Annotated in this window: 22 protein-coding genes and 1 pseudogene; 8 read left to right on the top strand and 15 right to left on the bottom strand. The window is 71.0% G+C overall.

All coding sequences use genetic code 11. The features are described 5' to 3' along the window. The first annotated feature begins 2 nt into the window (after positions 1-2). Genes ACIQMV_RS33295 through ACIQMV_RS33285 form a run of 3 tightly spaced genes read left to right on the top strand, consistent with a single transcriptional unit; the run spans position 3 to position 1,092 of the window. Complete coding sequence (locus ACIQMV_RS33295) at positions 3-146, top strand: hypothetical protein (protein ID WP_402596939.1); 144 nt, start codon at positions 3-5, stop codon at positions 144-146. Next, complete coding sequence (locus ACIQMV_RS33290; protein WP_402596938.1) at positions 143-895, top strand: IS3 family transposase; 753 nt, start codon at positions 143-145, stop codon at positions 893-895. The genes ACIQMV_RS33295 and ACIQMV_RS33290 overlap by 4 nt, the downstream gene beginning before the upstream one ends. Continuing rightward, positions 856-1,092, top strand: a complete 237-nt coding sequence (locus ACIQMV_RS33285) for a hypothetical protein (protein WP_141357845.1) — start codon at positions 856-858, stop codon at positions 1,090-1,092. Before ACIQMV_RS33290 ends, ACIQMV_RS33285 begins: the two co-directional genes overlap by 40 nt. A 31-nt stretch (positions 1,093-1,123) precedes the next feature. On the opposite strand, the gene ACIQMV_RS33280 is transcribed toward ACIQMV_RS33285, so the two are convergent. From ACIQMV_RS33280 to ACIQMV_RS33265, 4 genes are all read right to left on the bottom strand, one after another. Then, positions 1,124-1,471, bottom strand: coding sequence for a helix-turn-helix domain-containing protein (locus ACIQMV_RS33280; RefSeq protein WP_401773738.1), 348 nt, complete (start codon positions 1,469-1,471; stop codon positions 1,124-1,126). 280 nt (positions 1,472-1,751) lie between these two features. Continuing rightward, the gene (locus ACIQMV_RS33275) at positions 1,752-3,197 is read right to left on the bottom strand and encodes an aldehyde dehydrogenase family protein (RefSeq protein WP_402596937.1); all 1,446 of its coding nucleotides are present in this window, start codon (positions 3,195-3,197) and stop codon (positions 1,752-1,754) included. A gap of 162 nt (positions 3,198-3,359) precedes the next feature. Then, positions 3,360-5,027, bottom strand: coding sequence for a PucR family transcriptional regulator (locus ACIQMV_RS33270; RefSeq protein WP_402596936.1), 1,668 nt, complete (start codon positions 5,025-5,027; stop codon positions 3,360-3,362). A gap of 191 nt (positions 5,028-5,218) precedes the next feature. Further along, positions 5,219-7,645, bottom strand: a complete 2,427-nt coding sequence (locus ACIQMV_RS33265; protein ID WP_402596935.1) for an ATP/GTP-binding protein — start codon at positions 7,643-7,645, stop codon at positions 5,219-5,221. A 280-nt stretch (positions 7,646-7,925) separates the two neighbouring features. Here ACIQMV_RS33265 and gabT point away from each other — a divergent pair, with 280 nt between their 5' ends. Next, positions 7,926-9,260 (top strand): 4-aminobutyrate--2-oxoglutarate transaminase, encoded by a 1,335-nt coding sequence (gabT, locus tag ACIQMV_RS33260; protein WP_402596934.1) that lies wholly within the window; start codon positions 7,926-7,928, stop codon positions 9,258-9,260. Between the two features lie 451 nt (positions 9,261-9,711). Further along, complete coding sequence (locus tag ACIQMV_RS33255) at positions 9,712-10,335, top strand: phosphatase PAP2 family protein (RefSeq protein ID WP_308789462.1); 624 nt, start codon at positions 9,712-9,714, stop codon at positions 10,333-10,335. Positions 10,336-10,375: 40 nt separating this feature from the next. On the opposite strand, the gene ACIQMV_RS33250 is transcribed toward ACIQMV_RS33255, so the two are convergent. The 8 genes from ACIQMV_RS33250 to ACIQMV_RS33215 form a co-directional block, all read right to left on the bottom strand. After that, positions 10,376-10,828: a hypothetical protein gene (locus ACIQMV_RS33250; protein ID WP_402596933.1), complete on the bottom strand. Its 453-nt coding sequence runs from the start codon at positions 10,826-10,828 to the stop codon at positions 10,376-10,378. Positions 10,829-10,942: 114 nt separating this feature from the next. Beyond that, positions 10,943-12,805: a chitinase gene (locus tag ACIQMV_RS33245; protein ID WP_402596956.1), complete on the bottom strand. Its 1,863-nt coding sequence runs from the start codon at positions 12,803-12,805 to the stop codon at positions 10,943-10,945. Between the two features lie 213 nt (positions 12,806-13,018). Further along, complete coding sequence (locus ACIQMV_RS33240) at positions 13,019-14,446, bottom strand: NAD(P)/FAD-dependent oxidoreductase (protein WP_402596932.1); 1,428 nt, start codon at positions 14,444-14,446, stop codon at positions 13,019-13,021. A 49-nt stretch (positions 14,447-14,495) separates the two neighbouring features. After that, positions 14,496-15,296 (bottom strand): ABC transporter permease, encoded by an 801-nt coding sequence (locus tag ACIQMV_RS33235; protein ID WP_141357862.1) that lies wholly within the window; start codon positions 15,294-15,296, stop codon positions 14,496-14,498. After that, a complete protein-coding gene (locus ACIQMV_RS33230; RefSeq protein ID WP_388479320.1) occupies positions 15,297-16,220 on the bottom strand; it encodes an ABC transporter permease in 924 nt (307 codons plus the stop codon). Then, positions 16,220-17,383, bottom strand: coding sequence for an ABC transporter ATP-binding protein (locus ACIQMV_RS33225; protein WP_402596931.1), 1,164 nt, complete (start codon positions 17,381-17,383; stop codon positions 16,220-16,222). Before ACIQMV_RS33225 ends, ACIQMV_RS33230 begins: the two co-directional genes overlap by 1 nt. Then, positions 17,380-18,627: a spermidine/putrescine ABC transporter substrate-binding protein gene (locus ACIQMV_RS33220; RefSeq protein WP_141357868.1), complete on the bottom strand. Its 1,248-nt coding sequence runs from the start codon at positions 18,625-18,627 to the stop codon at positions 17,380-17,382. The genes ACIQMV_RS33225 and ACIQMV_RS33220 overlap by 4 nt, the downstream gene beginning before the upstream one ends. A gap of 47 nt (positions 18,628-18,674) precedes the next feature. Further along, positions 18,675-20,210 (bottom strand): gamma-aminobutyraldehyde dehydrogenase, encoded by a 1,536-nt coding sequence (locus tag ACIQMV_RS33215; RefSeq protein ID WP_141357870.1) that lies wholly within the window; start codon positions 20,208-20,210, stop codon positions 18,675-18,677. Positions 20,211-20,421: 211 nt separating this feature from the next. Here ACIQMV_RS33215 and ACIQMV_RS33210 point away from each other — a divergent pair, with 211 nt between their 5' ends. Next, the gene (locus tag ACIQMV_RS33210) at positions 20,422-20,991 is read left to right on the top strand and encodes an NADAR family protein (RefSeq protein ID WP_402596930.1); all 570 of its coding nucleotides are present in this window, start codon (positions 20,422-20,424) and stop codon (positions 20,989-20,991) included. A 263-nt stretch (positions 20,992-21,254) separates the two neighbouring features. Here the strand turns inward: ACIQMV_RS33210 and ACIQMV_RS33205 are convergent, their stop codons facing one another. Further along, entirely contained in the window at positions 21,255-21,947 is a 693-nt protein-coding gene (locus ACIQMV_RS33205; protein WP_402596929.1) for a DUF4190 domain-containing protein, read from the bottom strand. A gap of 133 nt (positions 21,948-22,080) precedes the next feature. Here ACIQMV_RS33205 and ACIQMV_RS33200 point away from each other — a divergent pair, with 133 nt between their 5' ends. Both ACIQMV_RS33200 and ACIQMV_RS33195 read left to right on the top strand, forming a co-directional pair. Further along, positions 22,081-23,244 carry an adenosine deaminase gene (locus ACIQMV_RS33200; protein ID WP_402596928.1) on the top strand — a complete coding sequence of 388 codons (1,164 nt, stop codon included), beginning with the start codon at positions 22,081-22,083 and terminating at the stop codon, positions 23,242-23,244. A 29-nt stretch (positions 23,245-23,273) separates the two neighbouring features. After that, positions 23,274-23,972, top strand: coding sequence for a glycerophosphodiester phosphodiesterase (locus ACIQMV_RS33195; protein WP_402596927.1), 699 nt, complete (start codon positions 23,274-23,276; stop codon positions 23,970-23,972). 149 nt (positions 23,973-24,121) lie between these two features. On the opposite strand, the pseudogene ACIQMV_RS33190 reads toward ACIQMV_RS33195, so the two are convergent. Together ACIQMV_RS33190 and ACIQMV_RS33185 are read right to left on the bottom strand one after the other, a co-directional pair. Continuing rightward, positions 24,122-24,331: pseudogene (locus tag ACIQMV_RS33190) on the bottom strand (HXXEE domain-containing protein); the annotation flags it as partial. A gap of 40 nt (positions 24,332-24,371) precedes the next feature. Next, on the bottom strand, positions 24,372-25,562 hold the full coding sequence (locus ACIQMV_RS33185) for a PotD/PotF family extracellular solute-binding protein (protein ID WP_402596926.1): 1,191 nt from the start codon (positions 25,560-25,562) through the stop codon (positions 24,372-24,374). Positions 25,563-25,701 lie beyond the last annotated feature (139 nt).

Genomic DNA, 25,701 nt, shown 5'->3' with positions numbered 1-25,701 from the left:
CAGTGAGCAGCGCTCATCTCATGTCTCCGTCCAAGCTGAAGCAGGCGCAGGCTCGCATCGAAAAGCTGGAGGACGAGATCGCGGCATGCCGGAAAGCCATTGACCTCATGATGGAAGTGGTGCCCCCAAAAGACGATACGAAGTGATTTCCGCCATGGCGGATGAGGGCTTCCCGGCACGCGGAATCATTGAGCTGCTCGGCGTCTCGGAGTCCGGCTATTACGCGTGGCGTGACCGCGTTCCGTCGGCTCGGTCATTGCGGCACGCCTGGCTGACCCGGGTCATTCTCGACATCTACGGCTCATCCGGTTCGACCTTTGGCTACCGCCGCATCCGGCAGGAGCTCGGCCGCCGCTACGGCATCAGTGTCAGCCATGGAACGGTGGAGCTTCTCATGGTTCAGGCCGGCATCCGCGGCAGGGCCGGCAGGCTGCACGAGGGCGCGCCGCCCGCGGTCTCCGAGGTTTCCAACCGGCGCTGGGTCGTCGACGTTTTCACCTACAGAACACCGAAGGGCGCCGTGTCCGCCGCTGTCGTCCTCGACTCGGCGTCGCATCACCTGGTGAGCTGGAGCGCGGCCCCCGAGGCAAGCGCCTCGCTCATTGATCGCGCCCTCGACAAGGCGATTTCTCATGAGGCCGCCATGGAGCAGGCCGCCGGCACCGCCAAAGGCATCCTTACCGGATGCTGTTTCACCAAGCGCGCGCAGGCCCTGAGGCACGGACCTGCTCCTGGGACCATCGGCGATTGGTACGAACACGCGCTGGTCGAGGCATTCTGGGAAAGAATGCGCCGCGAACTCACGGACCACAACGAAGAGGATGATCCGAGAAGACTCGAGAAAAGTCTGGAGACATGGACGTCACACCACCCCTGCCCATCGCCGAAGAATTAAGAGCCGGAATGGATGCGGGAAGGCCTCTTTCGGCGACGCAGGCCCATCAAGTGCTGCTGTACTGCGCCCTGGATGCGGCGTGCGTGCCGATGGATCCCCATGGCTTGCAAGCGATTGTCAGGGTGGCAGAGCTCGACTACGCAACAGTGCGGACACTGATCGACTGGATCAAAACGGCAGGAATGGAGAGGTTTTGATCCACCCTGCTCCAGGATGATCCACCCTGCTCTAGGGCTCCCCCGCCTGCAGCAAGGACTCGACGAGCACAGCCACATGCCGGCGGGCCGTGGGACTGAGCTTCTGCACGCTCGCGATGAGGATCTCCACCTCCGGATCCGCGATCTCCGGCGCGTTCTCGAAGTAGACATTGACACCTGCGGCCTCGGCCGCTGCGCGCAGCACGGGTGCCACCGGTATACCCAGGCCTCTGGCCAGACCCTCCAGCGTGGTCTGCTGAGGCATCTGCGCCAGCTTCGCCGACGTCGCCAGATGGTGAACAGTCGAGCGAGAGATGCCGCCCCGGCGCGCTACATCGCTGTAGGACCATCCCTTTTGGCCCAGCTTGTTCTTGATCATTTCCTGCAGTGTGTTGGGCACCCCTGGTGCTTCCTGTCCGAGGGAGGTTGATCGGCCGCTTGCCAATGAGTCTAACGGCGTGGCCCTCAGGTCGTTCTGCACGTTTTCTCTGGTCGCCGCCTTCGGTGCCGGTGACGGCGGCGAAGGCCGGGAAGACGGTCCGCCGGTCCGGTCGCCGGTCCCCCGAGCCACCCTCTTCCGTCAGCACCCGGGCATACGACGACGGCCGGAGCCCCCGCACAGCGGGCTCCGGCCGTCGTCGGTCGGCGGACCGTCGGGCCTACAGGGCGAGGCCGGTCAGGACCAGGACGCGCTCGTAGGTGTAGTCGTCCATCGCGAACTTGACGCCTTCGCGGCCCACGCCGGACTGCTTGACGCCGCCGTACGGCATCTGGTCGGCGCGGTAGGAGGGGACGTCTCCGACGACCACGCCGCCGACCTCCAGCGCGCGGTGGGCGCGGAAGGCGGTCTGCAGGTCGTGGGTGAACACGCCTGCCTGGAGGCCGTACTTGGAGTCGTTGACGGCGGCGAAGGCCTCGGCCTCGCCGTTCACCTTCTGCACGGTCAGGACGGGGCCGAAGACCTCCTCGCAGGAGATCGTCACCTCGGAAGGCACGTCCGTGAGGACGGTCGGGGCGTACGAGGCACCGTCACGCTTGCCGCCGGCGTGCAGGGTGGCGCCGGCCTCGACGGCCTCCTGCACCCAGGACTCCACACGCTTGGCGGCGTCCTCGCTGACCAGCGGTCCGACGTCGGTCTTCGGGTCGGAGGGGTCTCCGGTGACCTGGGCCTCGACGGCGGCGACGATGCGCGGCAGCAGGCGCTCGTAGACCGAGGCGTCGGCGATCACGCGCTGCACGGAGATGCAGGACTGGCCGCCCTGGTAGTTGGAGAAGGTCGCGATACGGCCCGCGGCCCAGTCCAGGTCCTCGTCGCTCGCGTAGTCGGCGAGGACGACGGCCGCGCCGTTGCCGCCGAGCTCCAGGGTGCAGTGCTTGCGCGGCACCGAGTCCATGATCGCGTAGCCGACCTTCTCGGAACCGGTGAAGGAGATGACCGGCAGGCGCTCGTCCTGGACGAGGGCCGGCATCTTGTCGTTGGCGACCGGGAGGATCGACCAGGAGCCGGCCGGCAGGTCGGTCTCGGCCAGCAGCTCGCCGAGGATCAGCCCGGACAGCGGGGTGGCCGGGGCGGGCTTGAGGATGATCGGCGCGCCGGCGGCGATGGCCGGGGCGATCTTGTGGGCGCACAGGTTCAGCGGGAAGTTGAACGGCGCGATACCGAGGACGACGCCCTTGGGGAAGCGGCGGGTGAGGGCGAGGCGGCCCTGGCCGCCGGCGTCGGTGTCCAGGCGCTGGGCGTCGCCGCCGTTGAACCGGCGGGCCTCCTCCGCGGCGAACCGGAACACGGACACGGCACGGCCGACCTCACCGCGCGCCCACTTGATCGGCTTGCCGTTCTCGGCGGAGATGAGCTGCGCGATCTCCTCGGTGCGCTCGACCAGCCGCTTGCTGACGTGGTCGAGGGCGGCGGCCCGCACGTGCGCGGGGGTGGCGGCGAACTCGTCCCGCACGGCGTACGCGGCGGCCACGGCCTCCTCGACCTGGGCGTCGGTCGGCACGCCGACCTTGCCCACCAGCCGCCCGTCCCACGGGTTGGTGACGTCGAAGGTGTCCTCGCCGGTGACCTGGCGGCCGGCGAGCCAGAAGGCGTGGGTGGAAGTCATCAAGGAGTCCCGGCCCTTCCGCGTAGGAGATGTACTTGGCTTTCGTCGTCCACGGTAGGGCGGGGGCGGCCCGGGGTCGTTTGTCCGAGTCGTAGCAGTGCGGGGCGGGGGTGCGCCGGATTGGCGTACGAACGGGGTCCGGCCCGGTGTCCGGCGGGATCCCTACTCCGTGGAGGTGGCCTTCAGCGCCAGCCACAGCTCCATCCGCACGTCCGGATCGTCCAGGGAACGGCCGAGGATCTCCTCGACCCGGCGCATCCGGTACCGCAGGGTGTGCCGGTGGACGCCGAGGTCGGCGGCGGCCGCGTCCCACTGGCCGTGCCGGGACAGCCAGGCCCGCAGCGAGGCCACCAGATCGCCGCGTCCCGTCGCGTCGTGCTCATACAGCGCGCGCAGCAGCCCGTCCGCGAACGCCCTGACGGCGTCGTCCGCCAGCAGCGGCAGCACCGATCCGGAGGCGAGCTGGTCGTGCTCGACGAGCACCCGCCCGCGCCTCCGCGCCACCGACAGCGCCTGTTCGGCCTGCTTGTACGCGGCGGCGGCCGCGATGGGACCGGCGGGCCCGGACAGCCCGACGACCAGTTCGCCCTCCTCCCCGCCCGACTGCTCGCGCACGTTCTCGGCCCGCGCCGCCTCCAGCGCCGCGGCGTACTGGCCGCACACCGCCACCGCCGCGCCCCCGTCGGCGGCCAGCACCACCAGGCGCTCCCCGTCGGGCACCACCAGCACCGTCTCCCCCGACCTGGCGGCGGCCGCCTCCACGACCTCGGCCAGCACGGCGAGCGGGTCGGCGCCGGTGCCGGCGGCGGCCAGTACGGCGACCGGGGAGGGGGCGGCGGACTGCACGCGCGCGTGGGCACCGGCGTGCGCCCGTGCGGCGGACGCCGAGGCGGACTCGGCGACGATCATGCGGAAGGGGGCGTCCAGCAGCCCGCCGTACAGGTCGCCGGCCACCGCGCGGGCGTGGTCGGGCTGCCCGGCGAGGAGCATCCGCAGCACGGCGGCGCCGATCCGCTGCTCGGCGGCGTGCAGCGAGCGTGAGCGTTCCGTGATGAGCGTCAGCAGGGCCACGGCGGAGTGGACGGCGTACCGCTCGGCGGTGCCGAGGGTGGCGGCCGTGCCGACGGCGAGCGCGGCGCGCGGGCGGCGCCCGGTGCCGATCGAGTGCAGTTCGACGCGGTCCTCGGTCTCGGGTCCGCCGACCACGGCGGACGCGGGGGCCGACCGGTCGCGCAGCCGCTCGATGTCGGCCGTGAGCCGTTCGGCGCGGCGCGCGGCCCACTCGGGTGCCGCGGCGACGACGGCGCCCGAGGCGTCGTAGAGCGCCGTCCAGCCGTCCACCTGGGCCGCGAGCGCCGCGAGCAGCCCCTCCGGTCCGGCGTTCAGGGCCTGCTTGGTCAGTTCCCGCTGGGCGGCGAAGCCGGCCGTGACCGCCCGGTACTGGTCGGCCGCGATGGCCGCCGAGACCGCCTTGCTGATGGCGAGGAACGGGGTGCGCCGGGGCACCTCGAGCAGCGGCAGCCCCTCCTCCTCGGCGGCGTCGACGAGCGCCGCGGGGATGTCCTCGTAGTTGACCCCGACGGCGAAGCCGAGCCCGACGACCCCGGCCTTGGCAAGCCGCTTCACATAGCGGCGCATGGCGTCGGGATTCTCCGCGTCCAGCTTGAGCGCGGTGATCAGCAGCAGTTCCCCGCCCTCCATGTACGGCACGGGGTCGGCGAGCTCGCTGACGTGGGCCCAGCGGACGGGTACGTCCAGGCGGTCCCCGCCCGCGCGCACGGTCAGCTTGAGCGCGGAGTGGTGGACGAGCGAGGCGAGCGTCGGGGGCATGAGGCCTTCTGGTCTGCGGGGTGCTTCTACGGGGTTCTTCTACGGCTTCTTGTGCGGAGGTTCTGCGGAGATCGGATGATCATTGTGATCTTTTGGACGTCACGTATGAACGGCCTATGCCGATTCTGCCTCACCGTACGGTCAACGCGTGACGGCCGTGCGCACACCCGCCGCGTTCGCCCCCCGCTCCTTCAGCCCCGCAGATCCACCAGCAGTGGCGGCGCGTGCTCGCCCCGGACGTCGGTCAGCGACAGCACCGCGTGCCCGGGCGGGACCTCGTGGGCCAGCTGGGAGGCGGACCAGCGCTCCCGCTCCACCTGCCGGGTCGTCACGGCGTCCGTGGTCACGGCCCGTCCGGTCACCAGCTTGCGCAGGGCGTGGATGGCGCGGGTCATCGGCTGGTGGGCGAAGACGGTGTGCTTGGCCACCTCCTTGGTCTCCACCCATTCGGTCCCCCAGGCCTGCGCGAACCGGCTGCCGTCCCAGGTCGTCACGCCGGCGAGCGCCATACGGCAGCCGACGGCCCCCAGCAGCGGACCGTGCAGCGCCTCGGGCACGTCGGCGACCGACCGGAGCGCCAGGACGACACCGGCGTTCTGGGAGCGCAGCCCCTGGACGCGGCGCACCGACTCGGCCGTGACGGCCCCGGTGGCGTCGTCGAGGACCAGACAGGCGAAGTGGGGGCGCCGGGTGTCCCGTACGACGGTGTGGAACTGGGCCAGGACCAGCCGGGTGATCAGCCGGGCCGCCTCCTCGTGTCCGCGTTCGGGCAGGTCGACGCGGACTCGCAGTGGATGGTGGGCCACCGCGCGCAGCGAGAAGGGCCGGCCGCCGGGCCCCGCCGCGCCGAAGAACTCGGCGAAGGCCGGCCTGTCCAGGAGCGCGAGCCGGTCCGCGAGGGCCGGTCCGGCGTCGGCCGTGGAACCGGACTGCCGCATCCGGGCGTCGAGTTCGCGCCGCATCACGGCGTGCTCGTCCGCCGGCAGCGCGGCCCGCAGGGACGCCAGCGCGCCGGGATCGCCCTCCAGCAGTTCGCGCAGCGCCGGCAGCGGCGGGAAGTGCCCGTGCGCCGCCCGGTAGGGGCCGAGCAGCTGGGCGAGCGCGGTGGCGGCGCTTTGACCGCCGACGGTGTCCAGGTCGCCGACCAGGGCCTCGGCCAGGAAGGCGGCGGCCTCGTCGGGGTCGTCGGACCCGGCGTACGGGTCGAGGTCGTGGACGGAGGCGGGGTCGCCGATCCGGACCACCACGTCGTACGCGGTGTCCGGGCCGAGCGGAGTCCCGGCGGCACAGACGGCGACCACCGCGCACGCTCCGGTGAGGGCCTGGAGGGTGAGCGCCTCGGTGACCGGCCCGGTGACGTGGCGGGTCTTCCCGGAGCCGGACGGCCCCACCAGCAGCAGCGAGGTGCCGAGTGCCTCGGCGCCGAGGGCGGCACCCGCCCCCTCGTAGTCGCGCGGGGTCCGCTCCCCCGCCCACCGTCCGATGCGCACCTGCCCCTCCAGCAGGTCGTGGCGGGCGGTGCGGCCGGGCAGGTCGCGCGCCCCGGAGGGGTGCGTCCAGGCGGCGGCGCCCTGCCGCAACACGGTCTCGGTGAAGGCGGCCGGGCGTGCCTCCCGCCGGGCCGCCTCCCACGCCCGCTCGACCCGGGCGCAATCCACGTCGTTCATCCGGCCGGCGGCCACCTCGGCGGCCAGCAGGTCGGCCGCCTGGTACTGCCCGGCGTGGCGCGGTCCGGGCCACCGCGAACGCGGCAGGTCCGCCGCGGGCGGGGCGACGGGGTCCGCGGCCGCCCGGCGGCGTGCGGCGAGTTCCCCGGCGTACGCCCACCAGGCGCCGACCCGGGCGAACGGCCAGACGACCAGCAGGGTGATGAGCGCGTACAGGGCGTCGGTGAACAGCTGGGAGGCGAACAGACCGTAGCCGCCCGAGACGAGGACGATCAGGGAGAAGACGGGGTCGACGACCGGCAGGGGGTCCCAGCCGGCGCCCGGGAAGGCGCCGGGGAAGACGAGGCTGAGCGCGATCAGGGCGCCGGCGGCGGCGAACAGGGCCCGCGCGGGCTGCGGGCGGCGGCCGACGAAGTGCCGTACGACGTCGGACCAGCTGCCCAGCCGTCCGGCGGCGTAGACGAGCACGGCGAAGAACACACCGTCGTAGACCACCATGGCCTCGCGGCCCTGTGTCCCCTTGGGGGACACGGTCCCGCCCCACCACCAGTCGTCCGGGGTGAACAGTTTCAGCGGCGCCCACTGGTACGGCAGCGCGCCCTGCCGCCACAGCGACCACACCAGTAGGGCCACGACCAGCGGGATCAGCAGCCCGACGACCGTGATCGACGGCAGCCGGTCCGGCGTCCTCGCGGCCTTGGGCGGGCGGTGCCCGAAGCGCCAGATGCCGGGCGCGGCGGCCGGACGGGGGGTGTCGAGCCACTCGGCGACGCCCGTCCGCCGTCCGGGGAGCTGCCCGTGTCCAGGTCCCTCTTGGGGATACTGCTCGTAGGCGCCGGGCGCCGGGGGGCTGCTCGGCCGGGGTGGTGTCGTGGGAGCGTCCCGCGGCATCGCCGGGCGTGGCACGGGGTTCGCGTGCGTACCCCGGGCGTCCTGCGTCCCGTCGTCCATCGCCCTTGCCCCCTGACCAGCCGTTCCGTCCACCATCAGCGAGTCAATCTAACGCCCGCGCAAGGGGAGTTCACCGATTGCGCGGCACGCCGCAGGTCACGGCGCCGACACCCGCGTTTTCCGGCCCGCGTCCCCCCTATGTCCACCGCGGACAACCGCGGGCGCCGACAACGCCCACATGGAGCATGCCCACGTCCTCCTCGCCGCCCTAACCTGCGAGAAAAGAAGGAAAAGCGTCCGAAAAACGCCGCCGTACGCAAGATCTCATCAGGGAGCCCCCATGACCGCACTTGAGCAGGAGCGCCGCGTCGTCACCGCCATCCCCGGCCCGAAGTCGCAGGAGCTGCAGGCCCGCCGGACCGCTGTGGTCGCGCAGGGCGTGGGCTCCACGCTGCCGGTCTTCGTCACGCGTGCCGGCGGCGGCATCATCGAGGACGTCGACGGCAACCGCCTCATCGACTTCGGCTCCGGCATCGCGGTGACCTCGGTCGGCGCGTCCGCCGAGGCCGTCGTACGCCGTGCCTCCGTGCAGCTCGCCGACTTCACCCACACCTGTTTCATGGTCACGCCGTACGAGGGCTACGTGGCCGTCGCCGAGGCGCTGGCCGAGCTCACGCCGGGTGACCACGCCAAGAAGTCCGCGCTGTTCAACTCGGGTGCCGAGGCCGTCGAGAACGCCGTCAAGATCGCCCGCGCGTACACCAAGCGCCAGGCCGTCGTCGTCTTCGACCACGGCTACCACGGGCGCACCAACCTCACCATGGCGCTGACGGCGAAGAACATGCCGTACAAGCACGGCTTCGGCCCCTTCGCGCCCGAGGTCTACCGGGTGCCGGTGGCCTACGGCTACCGCTGGCCGACCGGCCCGGAGAACGCCGGCCCCGAGGCCGCCAAGCAGGCGATCGACCAGATCACCAAGCAGGTCGGCGCGGACAACGTGGCCGCGATCATCATCGAGCCGGTGCTCGGCGAGGGCGGCTTCATCGAGCCGGCCAAGGGCTTCCTGCCCGCGATCCGCCAGTTCGCCGCCGACAACGGCATCGTGTTCGTCGCCGACGAGATCCAGGCCGGTTTCTGCCGCACCGGCCAGTGGTTCGCCTGCGAGGACGAGGGCATCGTCCCGGACCTGATCACCACCGCCAAGGGCATCGCCGGCGGCCTGCCGCTGGCCGCCGTCACCGGCCGCGCCGAGATCATGGACGCCGCGCACGCGGGCGGCCTCGGCGGCACCTACGGCGGCAACCCGGTGGCCTGCGCGGGCGCGCTCGGCGCGATCGAGACCATGAAGGAACTCGACCTCAACGCCAAGGCGAAGCGGATCGAGGAGGTCATGAAGGCCCGCCTCACCGCGATGCAGGACAAGTTCGACATCATCGGCGACGTCCGCGGCCGCGGCGCGATGATCGCCATCGAGCTGGTCAAGGACCGTGACACCAAGGAGCCGAACCCGGAGGCGACGGCCGCGCTCGTCAAGGCCTGCCACGCCGAGGGCCTGCTCGTCCTGAGCTGCGGCACCTACGGCAACGTGCTGCGCTTCCTGCCTCCGCTCGTCATCGGCGAGGACCTGCTGAGCGAGGGCCTCGACATCATCGAGCAGGCGTTCACGCGCATCTGAGCGGCGGATATGCACGCCTGGCGCAGCCGGCGGCAGAGCGTGTGAAGAAGGTGTGCGAGGTGGATGGCAGGACGCCGTTCCCGCTGTCCTCCGCCCACCGGCTGCCGTAGGTTCTTCCCCGGATGAGAGATACACCCGCCCACAGGGGACTGTGGGCGGCCTCAGGCCGTAGCCTCCCCAGCTTCGACCTGGTCGTGCCTCGCGCACACACCCGGAACCCACGGGTTCCGGTTCTCCTCAATGATCGGACAGTCGCCCGCCCCAAACCCCCCGGGGCGCGCGGCCTTCCGATCAGGACGGTCGCAGACAGATGGGACGGCCGTCCCCGTCGGGCCGGCGCGCATCCCCCCTTGTGCGCCGGCCCTTCGGTGTCTCCGGGGCCGGCCGGCACGGACCGGGACCGACCGGCCCGGGTCCGGGCTCACTCGCCCGGCCTGCGAAGCTGTGCACCGTGGTGTTCGTGGTGTTCCTGCTCGCCGTCCCGGCCCTCCTGTTCGCACTGATCACCTGGCAGGTGCGGGTGGGCGGCCCGCTGCTGGGCGCGGACCGGGAGGTCAGTCACGCCCTGCTGCACCCGGACCGCCTCTCCGAACTGCTCTCCGATCTGGGCCAGGTGCAGATCGCGGTACCCGTACTCCTGGCCGTCCTGATCCACACGGCCTGGCGGGGACGCGCCGCCGGCGCGGAACGCTGGTGGCTCGCGCCCCTCGCGGCAGCCGTGCCGATGGCCCTGCTCCCGGCACTCGTCGTGCCGTTGAAGGCCTGGACGGCCCGGCCCGGTACCGCGGTCATGCCGCCCGGTACCGGGTACTTCCCGTCGGGGCACGCGGCCACCGCCGCCGTCGCCTACGGTGCCGCGGCGCTCGTGCTTCTGCCCTGGCTGCGCACGGCCGCCGCCCGCCGGACCGTCGTGGCGCTGTTCGCCGCGCTCGTGTCCGGCGCCTCCTTCGGGCTGGTCCGGCGCGGCTACCACTGGCCGCTGGATGTCGTGGCCAGTTGGTGCCTGGCTTCCGTGCTGCTCTCCGCGCTGTGGCTGCTGATCGGCGTCGTCGTGACCACTGACGCCGCCCCCTAGCACTGGTATCCCATCCGCGTGTTCGGGTCGGCTCCCCGTGTCAGCCCTCCTCCTCGAGGGCCAGGGCCGCGGCCGCCTCGTGCATCGCCAGTTCCAGCAGTGCCGGGTCGGTGAGGGTGCCCGAGCCGTCCGGGGTGACCAGCCAGCGCACCCTGCCGGTGCTCCGCCCCGGATACGGCACGACGATCCAGGTGCCGGGCCCCGCGCTGCGGATACCGGTGCCGAGCCAGCGGGCCGCGGTGCCCGGCGGCACGAAGAAGCCCGTGCGCTCGTCCCCGAAGTCGGCCAGCACCGGCCCTGGCCGGTCGAGGAAACGGGTCAGGACGTCGAGCGTCGGACAGCCGAGCGCCCCGGGCAGGATCAGGACGTCCCAGGCCTTGCCCGCGGGCAGCAGGGCGGTCCCCCGGGGGTTGCGTTCCCACTCCCAGCGGCAGGCCTCGGGGTCCGGCGCGACCGATGCCAGCCAGGCGACCTCCGTCTTCGCCCCAGTCATGAGAAGACCTCCCTCATCGTTCGTGGACGCGGGCCGCGTCACAAGGGAGAGGGAGGTATCTCATCAGCCATTACGCGGATTGTGACCGCTCGTTGGAGTGAACCGGCTCAGAGCTCAGCGGCCGCGCCCGAAGTAGCTGTCGAAGGTGTTCTGGAACTGCCAGTTCCCGAACCGGTCCCAGTTGACCGACCACGTCATCAGGCCGCGCAGGGCCGGCCAGGTGCCGTGGGTGGTGGAGGAGCCGCAGTTCGTCTTCTTGGTCAGGCAGTCCAGGGCCTTGGTGACCTCCGACGGGGCGACGAAGCCGTTGCCCGCGTTGGTGGACGCCGGCATGCCGATGGCGACCTGGTCGGCGCGCAGCGGCGGGAAGACGTTCGCCGGGTCGCCGGCCACCGGGAAACCGGTCAGGAGCATGTCGGTCATGGCGATGTGGAAGTCCGCGCCGCCCATGGAGTGGTACTGGTTGTCCAGGCCCATGATCGGGCCCGAGTTGTAGTCCTGGACGTGGAGCAGGGTCAGGTCGTCGCGGAGGGCGTGGATCACCGGGAGGTAGGCGCCGCAGCGCGGGTCCTGGCCGCCCCACTTGCCCGTGCCGTAGTACTGGTAGCCCATCTGCACGAAGAAGGTCTCCGGGGCCATGGTCAGGACGAACTTGGCGCCGTACTTCGCCTTCAGGGTCTTCAGGGCCGAGATCAGGTTGACCACGACGGGCGTGGTCGGGTTCCGGAAGTCCGTGTCGTTCGCGTTGAGGGACAGGGAGTGACCCTCGAAGTCGATGTCGAGGCCGTCGAGGCCGTATTCGTCGATGATCCGCGAGACGGACGAGACGAACATGTCCCTGGCCGCCGTCGTGGTCAGCTGCACCTGGCCGTTCTGGCCGCCGATGGAGATCAGGACCTTCTTGCCGGCCGCCTGCTTGGCCTTGATGGCCGCCTTGAACTCGGCGTCGCTCTCGACGTTCGGGCACTCGGTGACCGGGCAGCGGTTGAAGCGGATGTCGCCCGAAGTGACCGACGTCGGCTCGCCGAAGGCCAGGTCGATGACGTCCCAGCTGCCGGGAACGTCGGCCATGCGGGTGTAACCGGAGCCGTTGGCGAAGCTCGCGTGCAGGTAGCCGACCAGGGCGTGCGGCGGGAGGTCCGTGGTGCCGCCGCCCGGGCCGCCCGAGTCCGCGGCCGTCTTCGCCGTCACCGTCGCCGACTTCGCCGACTCGCCCGCGGCGTTCACCGCCGCGACCTGGAAGCCGTACGCGGTCGAGGGCGACAGACCGGTGATCGTGGCGGACGCGCCGGTCACCGTCTGGACCTTCGTGCCGTCGCGGTAGACCGTGTAGCCCGTGGCGTCGGCCACCGGGGACCAGGACAGGGCCACGCTGGTCGAGGTGACGGTGCCGGTCTTCAGACCCGTGGGAGCGGCGGGCGGCTGCTGGCCGGTGCTGCCGCCCGGGCCGACGAGCGAGAGGTCGTCGGCGTTGTAGGCGCCCGTGCCGTACCAGCCGTGGGTGTAGACCGTGACCTTGGTGGTCTGCGCGCCGGTGCGGAAGGTGGTGGTGAGCTGCTGCCAGTCGGGGGCGGACTGGGTCCAGGTGGAGACGTCGGTGGTGCCGGTGCCGCTCGCGCCCAGGTAGACGTAGGAGCCGCGGACGTAACCGCTCAGCGTGTACTGGGAGTTCGGCTGGACCGGCACCGTCTGGGTGCACTGGGCGTTGTCGCTGCCGGCCGGGGTCGCCCGCAACGCCGAACTGCCGCTGCGGACCGGGGACTTCACCGTCGTACCGGATCCCGAGCAGGTCCAGCCGTCGAGGCCCGCCTCGAAGCCGCCGTTGCGCAGGATGTCCGCGTCGGCCGCTCGCGCGGTCGTCGTGAGCGCGGTGACGCCGGGCAGGGCGAGGAACGTGGCCGTCAGCGCGGCGAGCAGCCGGCGCCTGGCCGGGCCGGCCGGGCCGGCTGGTCTGACTGATCTACCTGGTCGCTGTATGTCGCGGTCCACAACTGCCTCCGGTCATGGGGGGATTGGGGAGGGTGGAGCGCGCCCAATTTGGTCCAGACCAATTCGGTTGTCAAGACCTGTGGCATCGGCGGCATGTACCGGGCCCTGGCCGCTGCCGTCTTCGCGTGGGCATGCGAAGACCTCCCTCCCCCGTGGACGCGCGGGAGCGCGTCGTGAGGGAGGGAGGTCTCCTCGCGGGTGTCAGCTGTCGAAGCCCAGGCCCAGGCGGTCCATCGTCCGTAGCCACAGGTTGCGCCGGCCGCCGTGTTCGTCGGCGCGGGCCAGCGACCACTTGGTGAGCGCGATGCCGGTCCAGGCGAACGGCTCCGGCGGGAAGGGCAGCGGCTTCTTGCGGACCATCTCCAGCTCGGTGCGCTCGGTGCGCCGACCGGCCAGCAGGTCGAGCATCACCTCGGCACCGAAGCGGGTCGCGCCCACGCCGAGGCCCGTGTAGCCGGCCGCGTAGGCGACCTTCCCCTGGTGGGCGGTGCCGAAGAACGCCGAGAAGCGCGAGCAAGTGTCGATCGCCCCGCCCCAGGCGTGGGTGAAGCGGACGCCCTCCAGCTGCGGGAAGCAGGTGAAGAAGTGCCCGGCCAGCTTGGCGTAGGTCTCGGGGCGGTCGTCGTACTCCGCGCGCACCCGGCCGCCGTACGGGTAGATCGCGTCGTAACCGCCCCACAGGACACGGTTGTCGGCCGACAGCCGGAAGTAGTGGAACTGGTTCGCCGAGTCCCCGAGGCCCTGCCGGTTCTTCCAGCCGATCGACGCCATCTGCTCGGCGTTGAGCGGCTCGGTCATCAGGGCGTAGTCGTAGACCGGGACGGTGTACGAGCGCACCCGCTTGACCAGGTTGGGGAAGACGTTGGTGCCGAGCGCGACCCGGCGGGCCCTGATCCGGCCGTAGGGCGTACGCACGGACATTCCGTCGCCGTACGGCCTCAGGGTCAGGGCGGGCGTGCGCTCGTAGACGCGCACGCCGAGGCGCACGCACGCCTGCTTCAGGCCCCAGGCGAGTTTGGCCGGGTGGACCATGGCGACGCCCCGGCGGTCCCACAGGCCGGCCTCGAAGGTCGGTGAGGCGACCTGCTCGCGCACCGCGTCCCGGTCGAGGAACTCGAAGCCCTCGGCCAGGCCCTGCTCCTGCATCTGCGCGTACCAGTCCTTCAGTTCCCGGGCCTGGTACGGCTCGGTGGCGACGTCGAGTTCGCCGGTGCGCTCGAACTCGCAGTCGATGGAGTGGCGGGCGACCGTCTCCTCGATGGCGTCGAGGTTGCGGGCGCCCAGCTCCTCCAGCTTGTGGATCTCCTCCGGCCAGCGGGTGAGACCGTTGGGCAGGCCGTGCGTGAGGGAGGCGGCGCAGAAGCCGCCGTTGCGGCCGGAGGCGGCCCAGCCCACCTCGCGGCCCTCCACCAGCACCACGTCCGTGGCGGGGTCGCGCTCCTTGGCGATCAGCGCGGTCCACAGTCCGCTGTAACCACCTCCGACCACCAGCAGGTCGCAGCTCTCGGCTCCGGTCAGCGCCGGCTCCGGGCGGGGCCTGCCGGGGTCGTCCAGCCAGTACGGGACCGGCTGGGCCTCGGAGAGGGATGTGGTCCAGTCGTGCTCACGGCTCATGGCGCCAGGGGCCATGATTTCAACTCCCTACAGAGTCAATTTCGTTGTTTCGGTGAGGCGGGTGTTACGCCTTCTGCCTGGTACGGCGGCGGCCGATGGCCATCGAGCCCAGGACGAGCAGTACGGCGATGACGAACATGGCCGTGCCGATGACGTTGATCTGGACGGGTGTGCCGCGCTGTGCCGAGCCCCAGACGAACATCGGGAAGGTCACGGTCGAGCCCGCGTTGAAGTTCGTGATGATGAAGTCGTCGAACGACAGCGCGAAGGCGAGCATCGCGCCCGCGGCGATTCCGGGGGCCGCGATCGGCAGGGTGACCCGGACGAAGGTCTGCACCGGTCCGGCGTACAGATCCTGCGCGGCCTGCTCCAGCCTCGGGTCCATCGACATCACACGCGCCTTGACGGCGACGACGACGAAGCTGAGGCAGAACATGATGTGCGCGATCAGGATGGTCCAGAAGCCGAGCTGCGCACCCATGTTGAGGAACAGGGTGAGCAGCGAGGCCGCCATGACCACCTCGGGCATCGCCATCGGCAGGAAGATCAGCGAGCTCACGGTGCCCCGCGCGCGGAAGCGGTAGCGGACCAGCGCGAAGGCGATCATCGTGCCGAGGGCGGTGGCGCCGACCGTGGCCCAGACGGCGATCTGGAGGCTGAGCGACAGCGATCCGCACATGTCGGCGACACCGCACGGGTCCTTCCAGGCGTCCATGGAGAACGCCTGCCACTGATAGTTGAAGCGGCCCTTCGGCTTGTTGAAGGAGAAGACCGTGACGACGATGTTCGGCAGGAGCAGGTATCCGAGCGTCAGCAGTCCGGCGATGACGACGAAGCGGCGCTTGAGCCAGTTGACGAAGGCCATTTAAACCAGATCCTCCGTGCCGGACTTGCGGATGTAGATGGTGATCATGGCGAGGATCGCGGCCATGAGGATGAAGGACAGGGCCGCCGCCGTCGGATAGTCCAGGATCCGCAGGAACTGCGTCTGGATGACGTTGCCGACCATGCGGGTGTCGGTCGAGCCGAGCAGGTCCGCGTTGACGTAGTCGCCGGCCGCCGGGATGAAGGTCAGCAGCGTGCCGGAGACCACGCCCGGCATCGACAGCGGGAAGGTGACCTTGCGGAAGGTGGTGAACGGCTTGGCGTACAGGTCGCCCGCCGCCTCGTGCAGCCGCGGGTCGATGCGCTCCAGCGAGGTGTACAGCGGCAGGATCATGAACGGCAGGAAGTTGTACGTCAGACCGCACACCACCGCCATCGGGGTGGCGAGCACCCGGTCGCCGGCGGTCCAGCCGAGCCAGTTGGTGACGTCCAGGACGTGCAGCGTGTTGAGGGCGCCCACGACCGGGCCGCCGTCGGCGAGGATCGTCTTCCAGGCCAGGGTCCGGATCAGGAAGCTGGTGAAGAACGGCGCGATCACCAGGATCATGATCAGGTTGCGCCAGCGGCCCGCGCGGAAGGCGATGAGGTACGCCAGCGGGTAGCCGAGCAGCAGGCACAGGATCGTCGCGGAGGCCGCGTACAGGACCGAGCGGACGAACTGCGGCCAGTACTCGGACAGCGCGTGCCAGTAGGTCGCGAAGTGCCAGGTGACCTTGTATCCCTGCTCCAGGGAGCCCGTCTGCACGGACGTGGACGCCTGGTAGATCATCGGCAGCGCGAAGAAGACGACCAGCCAGAGGATGCCGGGCAGCAGCAGCCAGTACGGCGTGAAGCGGCCCCGCCTGCGCGGCGGTCTCGTCTGCTGGGTGGCGGGCGGCGCGGGCGCCTCGGTGACGGCGGCCATCAGGCTGCGTCCTCCTCGACGCTCTCGACGCCCGCGTCTATGTCCTGCGCCGCGTCCAGCCCGAAGGTGTGGGCCGGATTCCAGTGCAGGACCACCTCGGCGCCGGGCACCAGGCGGGCGTCGCGGTCGATGTTCTGCGCGTAGACCTCGAACTCCGGACAGACGGGGCTGTCGATCACGTACTGCGTGGAGACGCCGATGAAGCTCGACTCGGAGATCCGGCCGGTGATGCGGTTGCGGCCGTCGGGGATCTCGCCCGCGTCGTCGGCGTGGGTGAGGGAGATCTTCTCCGGGCGGACGCCGACGAGCACCTTGCCGCCGGTCGTGGCCGGGGCGGAACAGCGCGCCTGGGGCAGGGTGAGCTTGCCGCCGCCCGCCTTCAGGACGACCTCCTCGCCGCTCCTGGCGTCGACCTCGGCCTCTATCAGGTTGGAGGTGCCGAGGAAGTTCGCCACGAACGTGGTCTGCGGGTTCTCGTAGAGGTCGGTGGGCGAGCCGAGCTGCTCCACCCGGCCGCCGTTCATCACGGCGACCGTGTCGGCCATGGTCATGGCCTCCTCCTGGTCGTGCGTGACGTGGATGAAGGTGATGCCGACCTCGGTCTGGATGCGCTTGAGCTCCAACTGCATCTGGCGGCGCAGCTTCAGGTCCAGGGCGCCGAGCGGCTCGTCGAGCAGGAGCACCTTGGGGTGGTTGATCAGCGCGCGGGCGACCGCGACGCGCTGCTGCTGGCCGCCGGAGAGCTGGTGCGGCTTCTTGCGGGCCTGCTCGCCCAGCTGCACCAGGTCCAGCATCTCCTCGACCTGCTTCTTCACCGACTTGATGCCGCGCCGGCGCAGACCGAAGGCGACGTTCTCGAAGATGTCGAGGTGCGGGAAGAGCGCGTAGGACTGGAAGACCGTGTTCACCGGGCGCTTGTACGGCGGCAGATGCGTCACGTCCTGGTCGCCGAGGTGGACGGTGCCCTGCGTGGGCTCCTCCAGTCCGGCGATCATGCGCAGGGTGGTGGTCTTGCCGCAGCCGGAGGCGCCGAGCAGGGCGAAGAAGGACCCCTGAGGCACGGTCAGGTCCAGCGGGTGCACGGCGGTGAAGCCGCCGTAGCGCTTGCCGATCTGAGAGAGGCGGACGTCGCCGCTGTTGTCTTTCGTCGTCATTGTCGTCACGCCCCTGTGAGCTTCGCGAACTTCGCTTCGTAGGCCGCCTCTTCCTTGTCGCTCAGCGCGCGGAAGGAGTGGGACTTGGCCACCATGTCCTTGGTGGGGATGATCAGCGGGTTTTCCGCCGCCGACTTGTCGATCTTGGCCAGCTCCGCTTGCGCACCGTCGACGGGACTGATGAAGGCGGTGTAGGCACAGAGCTGTGCAGCGGTCAGAGGCCGGAAGTAGAAGTCGATCAACCGCTCGGCGTTCGCCTTGTGGCGAGCCCCGCGGGGAACGAGCAGGTTGTCGGTGGCCGTCGTGAATCCGGCTTCCGGCATGATGTAGTCGACGTTGGCGCTGTCCGCCTGGAGCTGGACGATGTCACCGCCCCAGGCAAGGCACACTGCGACGTCGCCCTTGGTCAGGTCGGACGTGTAGTCGTTGCCGGTGAAGCGGCGGATCTGCCCCTTGTCGACCGCTTTCTGGAGGCGGGCTATCGCCGCGTCGTAGTCGTCGTCGGTGAACTTCGCCGGGTCCTTGCCCATGTCGATCAGCATCATGCCCATGGTGTCGCGCATCTCCGACAGGAAGGCGACCCGCCCTTTGAGCTTGGGGTTGTCCAGCATGTCGGAGATCGACTTCACCTCGATGCCGTCGAGAGCCTTCTTGTTGTAGGCGATGACGTTCGAGACACCCTGCCACGGATAGGAGTAGGCGCGCCCCGGGTCCCAGTCCGGGCTGCGGAACTGCTCGGACAGGTTGGCGAAGGCGTGCGGCAGGTTCGCCGGGTCCAGCTTCTCCACCCAGCCCAGACGGATCATCCGCGCGGCCAGCCAGTCGGTGAGGACGATGAGGTCCCGGCCGGTGTCCTGGCCGGCGGCGAGCTCCGGCTTGACCTTGCCGAAGAACTCGTTGTTGTCGTTGATGTCCTCGTTGTACTTGACCTTGATGCCGGTCTGCTGGGTGAACGTGTCGAGCGTGGGGTGCTTCTTTCCGCTGTCGTCGACATCGATGTACACGGGCCAGTTGGAGAAGTTGAGGATCTTCTCCTTGGCCGAGTGGTCCTCCGCGGAGGTGCCACCCTGTGCCTGGCCGGCCGGGGGGATCCCGCAGGCGCTCAGCGCCCCGAGTCCCCCGACCGCGAGCGCGCCGCCCGCCGAGGCGCGCAGCATCGAGCGTCGGCTGAAGGAGGCCCTGCCGTTGCGGAAACTGCGCCGCACGGCGGCCAGCTGGGCCGGGGTGAGGCGGTCGGGCTCGTACTGCTCCATGCGCGTGGTGCCCTTTCGGGAAGGCCTGGTTCAAGGCCTGGTCGTTGCTATCGGTCCCCGAAGATCGTGCGGTGCCAGTCCTTGCGGGACACCGCCGTGTTGTCGAACATGACGTGCTTGATCTGCGTGTATTCCTCGAACGAGTACGAGGACATGTCCTTGCCGAAGCCGGACTGCTTATAACCGCCGTGCGGCATCTCGCTGATGATCGGAATGTGGTCGTTGACCCACACGCACCCCGCCTTGATCTCCCGCGTCGCGCGGTTGGCCCGGTAGACGTCCCGGCTCCACGCCGAGGCCGCCAGACCGTACGGAGTGTCGTTGGCCAGCCGAATCCCCTCATCATCACTGTCGAACGGCAGAACGACCAGCACCGGACCGAAGATCTCCGACTGGACGATCTCGCTGTCCTGTGCGGCGTCCGCGACGAGGGTGGGGCGATAGTACGCGCCGTTCTTCAGTTCGCCCTGGGGAGCCTCGCCGCCGGTGACCACGCGCGCGTAGGCACGCGCCCGGTCGACGAAGCCGGCGACGCGGTCGCGGTGGACGTGCGAGATCAGCGGGCCGAGGTCGGTGCCGGGGGCGAACGGGTCGCCCAGCCGGACGGTCGCCATCAGGGCGGCCGTCCGTGCGACGAACTCCTCGTACAGGGGGCGCTGCACGTACGCGCGCGTGGCGGCCGTGCAGTCCTGCCCGGTGTTGATGAGTGCGCCCGCGACCGCGCCGTTGACGGCGGCCTCCAGATCGGCGTCGTCGAAGACCACGAACGGCGCCTTGCCACCGAGCTCCAGGTGCAGCCGCTTGACGCTCGCGGTGGCGATCTCGGCGACACGCTTGCCGACGGCGGTGGAGCCGGTGAAGGACGTCATGGCCACATCCGGGTGGCCGATCAGGTGCTCGCCGGCCACCTTGCCGGTGCCGGTGACGATGTTGATCACGCCGTCCGGGATGCCCGCGTCGGTGGCGGCCTGGGCGAACATCAGCGCGGTCAGCGGGGTCAGCTCGGCCGGCTTGAGCACGATGGTGTTGCCCGCGGCGATGGCCGGGAGGATCTTCCAGGCGGCCATCTGGAGGGGGTAGTTCCAGGGCGCGATGGAGCCGACGACCCCGATGGGCTCACGGCGGACGTAGGACGTGTGGTCGCCGGAGAACTCACCGGCCGACTGCCCCTGCAGATGCCGGGCGGCACCCGCGAAGAAGGCCGCGTTGTCGATCGTGCCCGGCACGTCGAACTCGCGGGTCAGCTTCAGCGGCTTGCCGCACTGGAGGGACTCGGCGCGGGCGAAGTCCTCCGCCCGGTCGGCGAGCACGGCCGCGAAACGGTGCAGCGCGTCCGAGCGGTCGCCGGGCGTGGCGCCCGCCCAGCCGGGGAACGCCTCGCGCGCGGCGGCCACCGCGGCGTCGACGTCCTCGGGGCCGGCCAGTTCGTATGTGTAGACCTCCTCGCCGGTGGCAGGGTCGACGACCGCGTGGCTGCGGCCCGAGGTGCCCTTGGTCAGCCTTCCGGCGATGTACTGCGCACCGTCAGCGAAACGGTCCTGCGCCGGGAATCGGTCCGGGGTGGCGGTGCCCGGGTTGTGCATGTCGCTCTCCTCCGCCGTTGCCCCTCGGTCACCGAGGGCAGGTGGCGTAGCTCCAGCTCGATTTGAGTGCCGATCCTGACAGAGCTCGGGGACTCCAACAAGTGATTCCGTTGTTGCCTTTTGGTTACGCGACGGAATCTGTCGACCAGGTGTCGAGTAGGCACGGAAAAGGCAGGACGGTGTGTCCGTGGTGCGTGCCACACTCGCGTGCATGGGGAACATCGACTCCTGGCAGGCTCTGACCAGGGAAGTCCGCGCGGGGACCCGCGTGCGCTACCTGTACTTCTGGGGGCATCGGCCGCACCCGGACGGCCGGGTCGGCCCGAGCTGTCTGAGTCAGTGGTGGCCGTCGCCGTTCACGGTGGACGAGGTGCCGTACGCGACCGCGGAGCACTGGATGATGGCCGACAAGGCGCGGCTGTTCGGGGACGCGGAGGCGGAGCGGCGGGTACTGGCCGCGCGGCATCCGGCGGAGGCCAAGACTGCGGGGCGGCTCGTGCGCGGCTTCGACGAGGACGTGTGGGAGCGGGAGCGGTTCCGGATCGTGGTGGAGGGCGGCGTCCACAAGTTCGCCGCCCACCCCGTGCTGCGCGAGTTCCTGCTGGCCACGGGCGACCGTGTGCTGGTGGAGGCCAGCCCGGTGGACCGGATATGGGGCATCGGACTGGCCGCCGGCGACGAGGCGGCGGCCGATCCGGAGCGCTGGCGGGGGCCGAACCTGCTGGGCTTCGCGCTGATGGAGGCGCGCGAGCGGCTGCGGGCCGGCACGCGGGCGAGCTGACCGGCCCGCGCGGAGTGCGGGCCGGGCCGGTGGCAGCGTGCGGGCCGGGCCAACGGCAGCGTGCGGGCCGGGCCAACGGCAGCGTGCGGGCCGGGTGGGGCCAGGCGGGGCAGCACCGGCCCGCGCGGAGTGCGGGTCGAGCTGGCGGCAGCGTGCGGGCCGGGCTGGCGGCGGCATGCGGGCCGGGCCGACGGCAGCGTGCGGGCCGGGTGGGGCCAGGCGGGGCAGCACCGGCCCGCACCGAGCGCGGGCCGGCCCCGGTGTCAGCGGTCGGTCAGGACGGTCACGGCCGGCAGGGGGGCGCGGGCGCCCTCGTCCCAGGTGCTGTCCGAGGAGACCTCGACGTTGTTGACATAGAAGACGCCGATGACCAGCAGGACGATCGTGGCGAGGCCGAGGACGATGCCGATGATTCCCGTGATCAGGCCGGCCTGGGCCTGGCCGTGGTTGTTGGCCTCGCCGCGTTCGGCCTTCCGGCGGCCCTTGATGCCGAAGATCACGGCGAGGACGCCGAGCACCACCCCGAAGATGCCGTAGAAGCAGAACAGGGTGCAGGACAGGATGCCGAGCACCATCGCGGCGGTGCCCATCCCGTTCTGCGGGGGCATCGGCATACCGGGCCAGCCCTGGCCCGCTCCCGGATAGGCGGGGTAGCCGTACCCGCCGGGTACGGGACCGGTGGGTATGCCCGGACCGGTGGGAGCGACGGGTGGCGGCGGCACGGCGGAGTCCGCGGTCGGGCCGCCGTAGCCGGGCGGCGGGAAACCGGCCCCCGGCATCGAGACCATCGTCTCCTGGTCGTGCACGGAGGGCGGGGGAAAGGCAGGCGGGGCGAAGCCGGGCGCGGGCGACTGCGCCGGGTCGGACGTGTTCTTCTCCAGAGAAGGCCTGCTGCCGGGCGGCGCCCACGGATCCTCGGCTCCCGCGCCCCCGCCGGCCTGCGTTCCGTCCGTCATCTCGTCGTCTCCCCCTCGATCGATCGCCCCGCCATGCTAAGGCCTCATCGGCGCAGGCGAGCGGCCGGGCACCGGTCAGCACCGCCCCCGGTCGGGAACGCGGCCCGCGGCCACGGCGAGGCATGCGCCTACGATGACGGTGCTCACCGATCAGCCGATCACCCGCGCCGCGCCCGCAGGGCCCGCGGCGCCCTTCCCGGGGAGGGACCCGTTGACCGACCAGTACGCACCCCGTGACCCGCACGCACTGTTCGACCCGCACGCGCCGCGCGACCGGCACGCCTTCATCGCCGGACTGCCCAAGGCCGAACTGCACGTGCACCACGTCGGGTCCGCCTCCCCCCGGATCGTCTCCGAGCTGGCCGCCCGCCACCCCGACTCCAGGGTGCCCACCGACCCCGAGGCCCTGGCCGACTACTTCACCTTCACGGACTTCGCCCACTTCATCGAGGTGTACCTGTCCGTCGTGGACCTGATCCGCACCCCGGAGGACGTCCGGCTGCTGACCTACGAGGTGGCCCGCGACCTGGCCCGGCAGCAGGTGCGCTACGCGGAGCTCACCATCACGCCGTTCTCCTCCACCCGCCGGGGCATCGACGAGCGCGCCTTCATGGACGCGATCGAGGACGCCCGCAAGGCGGCCGAGGCCGAGTTCGGGACCGTACTGCGCTGGTGCTTCGACATCCCCGGCGAGGCCGGTCTCGAATCGGCCGAGGAGACCATCCGGCTCGCCACCGACGACCGGCTGCGCCCCGAGGGCCTGGTGTCGTTCGGGCTCGGCGGGCCGGAGATCGGCGTACCGCGGCCCCAGTTCAAGCCCTACTTCGACCGGGCCATCGCCGCCGGGCTGCACTCCGTCCCGCACGCGGGCGAGACCACCGGGCCCGAGACGGTGTGGGACGCGCTGACCGAGCTGCGCGCCGAGCGCATCGGCCACGGCACCAGCTCCGCCCTGGACCCGAAGCTGCTCGCCCACCTCGCCGAGCACCGCATCCCGCTGGAGGTCTGCCCCACCTCCAACATCGCCACCCGGGCCGTGCGCACCATGGAGGAACACCCCATCAAGGAGTTCGTCCGCGCCGGGGTGCTCGTCACGGTCAACTCCGACGACCCGCCCATGTTCGGCACCGACCTCAACAACGAGTACGCCGTGGCCGGCCGGCTGCTCGACCTCGACGAGCGGGGCCTGGCCGAGCTGGCCAAGAACGCGGTGCACGCCTCCTTCCTGGACACGGCCGGCAAGGCGAGCATCGTGGAGGAGATCGACGCCTACACCGCGCGGTGGCTCGCGCCCTGAGCGGGACACGGCGGGACACAATGGGGCCCATGCAGACCGTGACCGCCGTGGCGCACCGCGGCGACCCCTACCGCTTCCGCGAGAACACCGTCGACTCGCTGCGCTCCGCGTTCGTACAGGGCGCGGACGCGGTCGAGATCGACGTACGGCTGACCCGGGACGGTGTTCCTGTGCTGCTGCACGACGAGTCGCTGAAGCGGCTGTGGGCCCACGACCGGCCGCTGCACGCGCTGTCCGCGGCAGAACTGCGCGACGTGACGGACGGCCGGGTGCCCACGCTGGAGGACGCCCTCGCCGCGACGGGCACCGGCCGGGTGATGATCGACCTGCCGGGCCCGGCCCGCCCGCGGGCGGTGCGGCGGATCGTCGACGTGGTCGACGCGTGCGGGGCGCGGGACCGCGTGTACTACTGCGCGGGCGCCGAGGCCATGCTCGCGGTGCGCGCCGCCGACCCGGCCGCCGAGATCGCGCTGACCTGGACGAGCCTGGCGCCCCCGCGGGCCGGGCTGCTGGAGGCGGTGCGGCCCCGGTGGCTGAACTACCGGTTCACCCTGGTGGACCGGGACCTCGCCACCCGTGTCCACCGCGGCGGCTACCTGCTGTCCGTCTGGACCCCGGACACCCGACGCTCCCTGCGCCGCCTCCTCGACCTCGGCGCCGACTCCATCACGACCAACCGCGTCGACCTGCTGCACACCCTGCGCACCGCGCAGACCGCGGCAGCGTAGGGCCTCTCGTTCGGATCATGCCGGGCTCCCTGATCCGGTCCGATCCCGACGAAGGACCCTAGGGGCGGGCCCCCGACAACACCCCGGTACGGTCCGACACTTGCTCCGGAACGCCTCGGCGATGGGTGCCCTCCCCGGACGGACGCGGCGGCGGCGATGGCGCCCATCATCCCAACGGCCACCGCGAATTCACGCGCCACCACGGACCCGAGCCGCCGCCACACCGCCTCCGGCACCCCCGGGAAGCGCTCCCGCAGCGCCGATACGCTGCGCCGCTGCCAGCCCGGCACGGCGGCCACCTCCGCCACATCGTGCGGAGCCCAGGCCGCCAGCAGCCCGAACGTGACGGCGGGGCACACCGGTTGGTCGCTCTACGTGTGCGTCACGCAGGTGCGTCTGCTACAGGCCCACGATGGCGTTCCAGCGCTTGGCGAACTCCACACGCTCCCCGGAGGACATGTCGCGGGCGATGGCGAGGCGCTCGCGCATGGTGGCGTCGGGGAAGATCAGCGGGTTCTCGGCGAGTTCGGCGGTGTCCTGGTCCTTGGAGTCGGCGAGCACGGCCTGGGCCGCCGGGACGGGGCAGACGTAGTTGACCCAGGTGGCGAGCTCCGCGGCCACCTCGGGGTCGTAGTAGTAGTCGATCAGGCGCTCCGCGTTGGCCTTGTGGCCGGCCCGGTTGGGGATCATCCAGGAGTCCGACCACAGTTCCGCGCCCTCCTCGGGCACGACGAAGCGGATGTCGGGGTTGTCCGCCTGGAGCTGGATCACATCGCCCGAGTAGGCCTGGCAGGCCAGGACGTCCCCGCTGACCAGGTCCTTGGTGTAGTCGTTGCCGGTGAAGCGGCGGATGTGGCCCTTGCGGATCTGCCGCTCCACCTGGTCGCAGATCCTGTCGAAGTCGTGGGTCTTCCACTTGGTGATGTCCACGCCGTTGGCCTGCATCAGCAGCGCGAACGCCTCGTCCAGGCCGGACAGCAGGGTGACCCGGCCCTTGAGGTCGCTCGCCCACAGGTCGGAGACCTGGCGTATCTCGCGGCCGAGCTTGCGGCGGTTGTAGGCGATGCCGGTGATGCCCGACTGGTACGGCATCGTGAACTTGCGTCCCGGGTCGAAGGCGGGGTCGCGCAGCAGCGGGTCGAGATACTTGGCCACCTGCGGCTGACGGGCGCGGTCCATCTCCTGCACCCAGCCCAGCCGGACGAACCGCGCGCACAGCCAGTCGCTGATCACGATGAGATCGCGGCCCGGGTCCTGATGGTTCATCAGGGACGGGCTGATCTTGCCGAAGAACTCGTCGTTGTCGTTGATCTCCTCGACGTAGTCGACGGCGATGCCCGTCTGCTTCTCGAAGGCCTCCAGAGTGGGCCGCTTGTTCGGGTTCTTGTCGTCGGTGTCGATGTAGAGCGGCCAGTTCGCCCAGGTCAGCCGGTGATCGGTGGCGGAGATGTCCGGGATGGCGCGGTCACCGGGCTGGACGTAGGCGGCGGGCACCCCGCAGCCGGCGAGCGCACCGAGCGCGGCCGTGCCGCCCAGGGCACGCAGCAGGGAGCGACGGGAGAGCGGGGGCGTCTTCGGAGTCTTGGGCACCGGCCCAGGATGCCGCTCCTGTCCGCGGCCGGACAATCGACGCAGCGTCGAGCACGCCGGTACGGAGCCGACACCTTGTCGATCACGGCCCGGCCGCGGAGACACCGTGTCGACCACCGCCCGGCCCCGGACACACCAC

Origin of the sequence: Streptomyces sp. NPDC091412 (assembly GCF_044756885.1) — a bacterium.
Classification (GTDB): Bacteria; Actinomycetota; Actinomycetes; order Streptomycetales; family Streptomycetaceae; genus Streptomyces.
The sequence above is the reverse complement of the archived record's forward strand: the minus strand, read 5'-3'. Positions and strand labels throughout refer to the sequence as shown.

What these genes read in the sequence shown, in the direction of transcription:
- ACIQMV_RS33285 (WP_141357845.1), top strand. Translation starts at nt 856, where the DNA reads ATGGACGTCACACCACCCCTGCCCATCGCCGAAGAATTAAGAGCCGGA.
- ACIQMV_RS33280 (WP_401773738.1), bottom strand. Translation starts at nt 1,471, where the DNA reads ATGATCAAGAACAAGCTGGGCCAAAAGGGATGGTCCTACAGCGATGTA.
- ACIQMV_RS33275 (WP_402596937.1), bottom strand. Translation starts at nt 3,197, where the DNA reads ATGACTTCCACCCACGCCTTCTGGCTCGCCGGCCGCCAGGTCACCGGC.
- ACIQMV_RS33270 (WP_402596936.1), bottom strand. Translation starts at nt 5,027, where the DNA reads ATGCCCCCGACGCTCGCCTCGCTCGTCCACCACTCCGCGCTCAAGCTG.
- ACIQMV_RS33265 (WP_402596935.1), bottom strand. Translation starts at nt 7,645, where the DNA reads ATGGACGACGGGACGCAGGACGCCCGGGGTACGCACGCGAACCCCGTG.
- gabT (WP_402596934.1), top strand. Translation starts at nt 7,926, where the DNA reads ATGACCGCACTTGAGCAGGAGCGCCGCGTCGTCACCGCCATCCCCGGC.
- ACIQMV_RS33250 (WP_402596933.1), bottom strand. Translation starts at nt 10,828, where the DNA reads ATGACTGGGGCGAAGACGGAGGTCGCCTGGCTGGCATCGGTCGCGCCG.
- ACIQMV_RS33240 (WP_402596932.1), bottom strand. Translation starts at nt 14,446, where the DNA reads ATGGCCCCTGGCGCCATGAGCCGTGAGCACGACTGGACCACATCCCTC.
- ACIQMV_RS33235 (WP_141357862.1), bottom strand. Translation starts at nt 15,296, where the DNA reads ATGGCCTTCGTCAACTGGCTCAAGCGCCGCTTCGTCGTCATCGCCGGA.
- ACIQMV_RS33230 (WP_388479320.1), bottom strand. Translation starts at nt 16,220, where the DNA reads ATGGCCGCCGTCACCGAGGCGCCCGCGCCGCCCGCCACCCAGCAGACG.
- ACIQMV_RS33220 (WP_141357868.1), bottom strand. Translation starts at nt 18,627, where the DNA reads ATGGAGCAGTACGAGCCCGACCGCCTCACCCCGGCCCAGCTGGCCGCC.
- ACIQMV_RS33215 (WP_141357870.1), bottom strand. Translation starts at nt 20,210, where the DNA reads ATGCACAACCCGGGCACCGCCACCCCGGACCGATTCCCGGCGCAGGAC.
- ACIQMV_RS33210 (WP_402596930.1), top strand. Translation starts at nt 20,422, where the DNA reads ATGGGGAACATCGACTCCTGGCAGGCTCTGACCAGGGAAGTCCGCGCG.
- ACIQMV_RS33205 (WP_402596929.1), bottom strand. Translation starts at nt 21,947, where the DNA reads ATGACGGACGGAACGCAGGCCGGCGGGGGCGCGGGAGCCGAGGATCCG.
- ACIQMV_RS33200 (WP_402596928.1), top strand. Translation starts at nt 22,081, where the DNA reads ATGACGGTGCTCACCGATCAGCCGATCACCCGCGCCGCGCCCGCAGGG.
- ACIQMV_RS33195 (WP_402596927.1), top strand. Translation starts at nt 23,274, where the DNA reads ATGCAGACCGTGACCGCCGTGGCGCACCGCGGCGACCCCTACCGCTTC.